At 61.5% G+C, this 7,168-nt stretch carries 7 protein-coding genes; 2 read left to right on the forward strand and 5 right to left on the reverse strand.

Annotated features, from left to right (window positions below):
* Positions 1-23 precede the first annotated feature (23 nt).
* From lpdA to AC3WN7_RS26965, 4 genes are read right to left on the reverse strand one after another with little or no spacing between them, the layout of a single operon-like run.
* Positions 24-1,406, reverse strand: a complete 1,383-nt coding sequence (lpdA, locus tag AC3WN7_RS26950; RefSeq protein ID WP_102675621.1) for a dihydrolipoyl dehydrogenase — start codon at positions 1,404-1,406, stop codon at positions 24-26.
* 18 nt (positions 1,407-1,424) lie between these two features.
* Complete coding sequence (locus AC3WN7_RS26955; RefSeq protein WP_095967628.1) at positions 1,425-2,696, reverse strand: dihydrolipoamide acetyltransferase family protein; 1,272 nt, start codon at positions 2,694-2,696, stop codon at positions 1,425-1,427.
* Positions 2,697-3,755 (reverse strand): alpha-ketoacid dehydrogenase subunit beta, encoded by a 1,059-nt coding sequence (locus AC3WN7_RS26960; protein WP_015095444.1) that lies wholly within the window; start codon positions 3,753-3,755, stop codon positions 2,697-2,699. It lies immediately after the preceding gene.
* A gap of 1 nt (position 3,756) precedes the next feature.
* A complete protein-coding gene (locus tag AC3WN7_RS26965) occupies positions 3,757-4,992 on the reverse strand; it encodes a 3-methyl-2-oxobutanoate dehydrogenase (2-methylpropanoyl-transferring) subunit alpha (protein ID WP_007976592.1) in 1,236 nt (411 codons plus the stop codon).
* Positions 4,993-5,177: 185 nt separating this feature from the next.
* Between AC3WN7_RS26965 and bkdR the strand changes: the two genes are divergently transcribed.
* A complete protein-coding gene (bkdR, locus tag AC3WN7_RS26970) occupies positions 5,178-5,666 on the forward strand; it encodes a Bkd operon transcriptional regulator BkdR (RefSeq protein WP_095967630.1) in 489 nt (162 codons plus the stop codon).
* A gap of 117 nt (positions 5,667-5,783) precedes the next feature.
* On the opposite strand, the gene AC3WN7_RS26975 is transcribed toward bkdR, so the two are convergent.
* Complete coding sequence (locus tag AC3WN7_RS26975) at positions 5,784-6,647, reverse strand: MBL fold metallo-hydrolase (RefSeq protein ID WP_102675635.1); 864 nt, start codon at positions 6,645-6,647, stop codon at positions 5,784-5,786.
* 96 nt (positions 6,648-6,743) lie between these two features.
* Between AC3WN7_RS26975 and AC3WN7_RS26980 the strand changes: the two genes are divergently transcribed.
* The gene (locus AC3WN7_RS26980; protein ID WP_007976596.1) at positions 6,744-7,085 is read left to right on the forward strand and encodes an ArsR/SmtB family transcription factor; all 342 of its coding nucleotides are present in this window, start codon (positions 6,744-6,746) and stop codon (positions 7,083-7,085) included.
* Positions 7,086-7,168: the final 83 nt, after the last annotated feature.

The following is a 7,168-nucleotide window of genomic DNA, read 5'->3' on the forward strand; positions in this document are numbered from 1 at the left end:
CTGCCACCATCCCTCGCCCTGATTTACAGGTGCAACGCATGCCCCAGCGCACGTAATGCCGCTTCCTGCACCGCCTCACCGAGCGTCGGATGCGCATGGATGGTGCCGCCGATGTCTTCCAGCCGCGCGCCCATCTCCAGGCTTTGCGCGAACGCCGTGGACAATTCAGACACGCCGACTCCCACCGCCTGCCAGCCGACAATCACATGATTATCCCGACGGGCGACCACACGCACGAAGCCGCTTTTCGACTCCAGGGTCATCGCCCGGCCATTGGCGGCGAACGGGAAGCTCGACACGATGCAGTCCAGGCCTGCTGTCCTGGCCTCGTCCGGGGTCTTGCCGACCACCACCAGTTCCGGGTCGGTGAAGCACACGGCGGCGATGGCGGTCGGGTTGAACTCGCGGGATTTACCGCTGATCAGCTCGGCGACCATCTCGCCCTGGGCCATGGCCCGGTGCGCGAGCATCGGTTCGCCGCTCAGGTCGCCGATGGCATAGACGTTGCGCATGCTGGTCTGGCAACGGTTGTCGATCTTGATCGATGGACCGTTCATGTCCAGGTTCAGCGCTTCGAGGTTCCAGCCCTGGGTGTTCGGTTTGCGACCGACGGCCACCAGCACCTGATCGGTTTCCAGGTTCAGGGTCGCGCCGTTCGGGGCTAGAACTTGCAAGGTATTTTCTTTCGAATCAAAGCCTTGCACGCTGTGTTTCAAGTAAAGCTTCACGCCGAGCTTTCTCAGTTCGTCGTGCACAGGCTGGGTCAGTTCGGCGTCGTAGGCCGGCAGGATGCGCTCCTGCGCTTCCACCACGCTGACCTCGACACCGAGCTTGCGATAGGCAATGCCCAGCTCCAGACCGATGTAGCCACCGCCGACCACAATCAAGCGCTTGGGCACGGATGTCGGCGCCAGGGCTTCGGTGGACGAGATGATCGGCCCGCCAATCGGCAACATCGGCAAGTTCACGCTTTTCGAACCGGTGGCCAGCACCAGGTGCTCGCACAGAATGCGTGTGTCGCCGACCTCGACGGTTTTACCGTCAACCACTTTGGCCCAGCCTTGAATGACCTGGACCTTGTTCTTTTTCAGCAGCGCGGCAACGCCGGTGGTCAGGCGATCGACGATGCCGTCTTTCCATTCGACGCTCTTGGTGATGTCGAGGGTCGGCGCCGAAACGCTGATGCCCAGGGCCGAAAGCTGATGGTGCTGCTGCGTCTGATGAAACTGCTCAGCGACGTGAATCAGTGCCTTGGACGGAATGCAGCCGATGTTCAGGCAGGTGCCGCCCAGGGATTGGCCTTCCACCAGGATGGTCGGGATGCCCAGCTGGCCGGCACGGATCGCCGTCACATAACCGCCAGGACCGCCGCCGATGATCAGCAGCGTGGTGTTCAGTGTCTGCATGACTTTCTCCACAAATGCTTAATCGACAAAGAGCGTGGCGGGTTGTTCGAGCAAGCCACGAATGGCCTGGATGAAGAGCGCCGCGTCCATGCCGTCGACCACGCGGTGATCGAAGGAGCTGGAGAGGTTCATCATCTTGCGGACCACGATCTGGCCTTTGATCACCATCGGCCGTTCGACGATCTTGTTCACGCCGACAATCGCCACTTCCGGCAGGTTCAGCACCGGCGTGCTGACGATGCCGCCCAAGGCGCCGAGGCTGGTCAGGGTGATGCTCGAGCCGGACAGCTCATCGCGGCTGGCCTTGCCGTTGCGCGCGGCGGTGGCCAAACGCGAGATTTCCGCTGCGCTGTCCCACAGGCTGCGGGCTTCGGCGTGACGCACCACCGGCACCATCAGGCCAATATCGGCTTGCGTGGCAATGCCGACATGCACGGCACCGAGGCGGGTGATGACCTGTGCCTCATCGTCATAACGAGCGTTGATCTGCGGGAAATCACGCAGGGCGACGACCATGGCGCGGACCAGGAACGGCAGCAAGGTCAGCTTGCCGCGAGTCGCGCCGTGTTTTTCGTTGAGGTGCGCGCGCAGCTCTTCCACGGCGGTGACGTCGATTTCCTCGACGTAGCTGAAGTGGGCGGCGCGCTGGGTGGCGTCCTGCATGCGCTGGGCGATCTTGCGGCGCATGCCGATCACCGGGATCTGCTGTTCGTCGGTGCGCTGGGTGTAAGCACTGCTGACCGTCGATGCATTCGACTGACCCTGAGCCAGGTAGGCGTCCAGGTCTTCATGCAGCACACGACCGGCCGGGCCGGTGCCACGCACCAGGCGCAACTGAATGCCCAGGTCCAGCGCATGCTTGCGCACGGCCGGGGAGGCCAGCGGACGTTCATCGGCCGCGCGAGCCACCATAGGGCCCTGGCATACAGCAACTTTCGGCGCTGGGGCAGCGACCGGTTTGCTTTCAACCACGGCTTCAACTTTTGGTGCGACCACCGGGGCTTCTTTAACGGGAGCCGGTTGCGCCGACTCCTTAACGTTGCCCGCGCCTTCGACTTCAATGCTGATCAGCACACTGCCAACCGCCATGACTTCGCCCGGCTGGCCACCGAGGGCAATCACCTTGCCATGCACCGGCGACGGGATATCGACCATCGCCTTGTCGGTCATGACATCGGCCAGCACCTGATCTTCGACGACCATGTCGCCGACCTTGACGTGCCAGACCGACAATTCAACTTCTGCAATGCCTTCACCAATGTCCGGCATTTTAATGACGTGCGTGCCCATTCAGACCTCCATGACCCGTTTCAACGCCGCGCCCACTCGGGACGGCCCTGGGAAATACGCCCACTCTTGCGCGTGCGGGTAAGGGGTGTCCCAACCAGTGACGCGTTCGATCGGCGCTTCCAGGTGGTGGAAGCAATGCTCTTGCACCAGCGATACCAGTTCGGCACCAAAGCCGCAGGTACGGGTCGCTTCGTGCACCACCACGCAACGGCCGGTCTTTTTCACCGATTTGACGATGGTTTCCAGGTCCAGCGGCCACAGGCTGCGCAGGTCGATGACTTCGGCGTCAACGCCGCTTTCTTCAGCAGCGACTTGCGATACGTACACGGTGGTGCCGTAGGTCAGCACGGTGACGTCCTTGCCCGGACGGGTGATCGCAGCGACGTCCAGCGGCACGGTGTAGTAACCGTCCGGGACTTGCGCGGCAGGGTGTTTCGACCACGGGGTTACCGGACGGTCGTGGTGGCCGTCGAACGGACCGTTGTACAGGCGTTTTGGCTCGAGGAAGATCACCGGGTCATCGTTTTCGATGGAGGCGATCAACAGGCCCTTGGCGTCGTACGGGTTGGACGGCATCACCGTGCGCAAACCGCAGACCTGGGTGAACATCGCCTCGATGCTCTGGCTGTGGGTCTGGCCGCCGTAGATACCGCCGCCGCAAGGCATGCGCAGGGTCATCGGTGCGGTGAACTCGCCTGCCGAGCGATAACGCAGGCGGGCGGCTTCGGAAATGATCTGGTCGGACGCCGGGTAGACATAGTCGGCGAACTGGATCTCGGCCACCGGGCGCAGACCGTAGGCGCCCATGCCCACGGCGACACCGACGATGCCGCTTTCGGAGATCGGCGCGTCGAACACCCGGGAGGTGCCGTATTTGTTCTGCAGGCCTTCGGTGCAGCGGAACACGCCGCCGAAGTAGCCAACGTCCTGGCCGAAGACCACGACGTTGTCGTCACGTTCAAGCATCACATCCATGGCCGAGCGCAGGGCCTGGATCATGGTCATGGTGGTCGTGGTCATGGCGGTTTCCAGCTCGATATTGTTGTTGTGATCGTTCATGTCAGATCCCCAACTCTTGGCGCTGGCGCTTCAAGTGCTCCGGCATCTCTTTGTAGACGTCTTCGAACATGGTCGCAGCGCTTGGAATCTGGCCGCCGGCGAGGGTGCCGTACTGTTCGGCTTCTTTCTGAGCGGCGATCACTTGGGCTTCCAGTTCGGCGCTGACCGCGGCGTGTTCCTCTTCGGACCACTGGCCGACCTTGATCAGGTGCTGCTTGAGGCGCGCAATCGGATCGCCGAGCGGGAAGTGGCTCCAGTCATCGGCAGGGCGGTATTTGGACGGATCATCGGAGGTCGAGTGCGGGCCGGCGCGGTAGGTGACCCATTCGATCATGGTCGGGCCGAGGCCGCGGCGCGCACGTTCGGCGGCCCAGGCGGAGGCGGCGTAGACCGCGTAGAAATCGTTGCCGTCGACCCGCAGGGAGGCAATGCCGCAACCGACGCCGCGACCGGCGAAGGTGGTGGCTTCACCACCGGCGATCGCCTGGAAGGTGGAGATCGCCCACTGGTTGTTGACCACGTTGAGGATCACCGGCGCGCGGTACACGTGGGCGAAGGTCAGGGCGGTGTGGAAGTCCGACTCGGCGGTGGCGCCGTCGCCGATCCAGGCCGAAGCGATTTTGGTGTCGCCCTTGATCGCCGAGGCCATGCCCCAGCCCACGCCCTGGATGAACTGGGTGGCGAGGTTGCCGGAGATGGTGAAGAAACCGGACTCCTTGACCGAGTACATGATCGGCAATTGCCGGCCCTTGAGCGGATCGCGCTCGTTGGACAGCAGCTGGCAGATCAGGTCGACCAGCGGCACGTCGCGGGCCATCAGAATGCTTTGCTGGCGGTAGGTCGGGAAGCACATGTCGTCGATGTTCAAGGCCAGGGCCTGGGCGCTGCCGATGGCTTCCTCGCCGAGGCTCTGCATGTAGAACGACATCTTTTTCTGACGCTGGGCGACCACCATGCGGTTGTCGTAGATGCGGGTCTTGAGCATGGCGCGCATGCCCTTGCGCAGGATCTCCACCGGCACGTTTTCGGCCCACGGCCCAAGGGCATTGCCCTGGTCGTCGAGCACGCGGATCAGGCCTCGGGCCAGGTCAGCCGTGTCAGCCGGTTCAACATCGATTGGGGGTTTGCGCACCGTGCCGGCATCGGTCAGATGCAGGTAGGAGAAGTCGGTTTTACAGCCGGGACGGCCCGAGGGTTCGGGGACGTGCAGGCGCAGCGGTTCATACGCTTGGGTCATGGCTTCTACGCTCGATCTTGTGAATTTCTTGTAGTGAGCTGACAGATTTCGTTCGGTAGAAGAAATCTTGTCCTACAACAATCATAGGCCCGCCCAAGAAGAATATTTCTCTCTGTTTCGTTGCGTTAAAGATCATTTGCAGATAAAAAACCTGCATAAGCATAAAAAACAGGTGGTTTTGTCTCATGCGCAAACTGGACCGTACCGATATCGGCATTCTCAACAGCCTTCAGGAGAATGCGCGCATCACCAACGCCGACCTCGCACGTTCGGTGAACCTCTCGCCGACGCCGTGTTTCAACCGGGTCAAGGCCATGGAAGAACTGGGGGTGATCCGCGAGCAAGTGACGTTGCTCGATGCCGACCTGCTGGGGTTGCACGTGAACGTGTTCATTCACGTCAGCCTGGAGAAGCAGGTGGAAGAGGCGTTGCAGCATTTCGAAGAAGCGATTTCCGACCGCCCCGAGGTGATGGAGTGCTACCTGATGGCCGGCGACCCGGACTACCTGATCCGGGTGCTGGTGCCGACCATCCAGTCGCTGGAGCGTTTCATGATGGATTTTCTGACCAAGGTGCCGGGGGTGGCGAACATTCGATCGAGCTTTGCGCTCAAGCAGGTGAGGTACAAGACCGCGCTGCCGTTGCCGGCCAATGGCCTGACGCTGGGCACCTGAAATAACGATCACCTTGTAGGAGCGAGCTTGCTCGCGATGGAGGTTAACGATAACGCGAGTCTTCTGAATAAACGCGTTGCCCTCAAGTCCATCGCGAGCGAGCTCGCTCCTACAGGGTCAGAGTTTGTTCAGAGGGATTTTCAGGTAGGTCACGCCGTTGTCCTCGGCCGGCGGCAAGTTCCCCGCCCGCACATTCACCTGGATCGCCGGCAGTAACAGTGTCGGCATCCCCAACCCCGAATCGCGCCGGGTGCGCATTTCCACGAAGGCGTTTTCGTCGATACCGTCGCGCACGTGAATGTTGTTTTTGCGCTGTTCACCGACGGTGGTCATGCATTCGGGAGCGCGCCCTTCGGGCGGGTAGTCGTGGCAGACGTACAGGCGCACGCTGGCGGGGAAGGCCAGCAGCTTGCGGATCGAGGCAAACATCTGGTTGGCATTGCCACCGGGGAAATCGCAACGGGCAGAGCCGACATCGGGCATGAACATCGTATCGCCCACCAGAATCACATCACCGTCGATCAGGTAGGCCATGTCCGCCGGCGTATGGCCGGGCACGTGCAGGGCGGTCGCCTTGAGGTTGCCGATCATGAACGACTCATCGGGGGCAAAGAGGTGATCGAACTGCGAACCGTCGACGCGAAAGGATGGCTCCAGATTGAACAGCGCCTTGAACACGTCCTGGACCTTGCTGATCGACTCGCCGATGGCGATTTTTCCACCCAGCTGCTGGCGCAGATAGGGCGCGGCGGACAGGTGGTCGGCGTGGGCGTGGGTTTCCAGCAGCCATTGCACTTGCAAGTGATGGGCTCGGACAAAGGCGATGATTTTGTCAGCCTGGGTGGTCGCGGTACGCCCGGCCGCACCGTCGTAGTCGAGCACCGGGTCGACAATCGCACACTGCCCGCCATCGGCCTCGTAGACCACGTAGCTGTAGGTCGAGGAGGCGGGGTCGAGGAAAGCTTCAATCAGTGCGGGCATGGACACGAACCTGTGCAGGGGTGGAAAAGTCAGTTGCAACACTTTATGTAAAAACATAATGTTCGCAGCTTAAGTGACGTTGAAGGCATCCTGCAAATGCAATCCAGTCTGACCGAATGTGAAGTCGCCCAACTGCGCGCCTCGGCCTCCAAGGCCTGTGCGCTGCTCAAGGCCCTGGCCAATGAGGATCGCCTGTTGATCCTGTGCCAGCTGACCCAGGGCGAACGCAACGTCGGCGAGCTGGAAAAAATGACCGGCGTGCGCCAACCGACCCTGTCCCAGCAACTGGGGATCCTGCGCGATGAAGGACTGGTCGCGACCCGTCGTGAAGGCAAGTACATTTTTTACGGTCTCGCCAGTCACGAGGTGATCCAGGTGATGAAAACCCTCTCCGGGCTGTATTGCGGGGCGGTGCTTAAAAGCTGGGTTCAACCTTGATTTTTTTCAACACACCGAACCTGTGGGAGCGGGCTTGCTCGCGAAGGCGGTGTGTCAGCCAACGTTTATGTCTACTGACACAC

It is taken from the genome of Pseudomonas sp. FW305-70 (assembly GCF_058783925.1).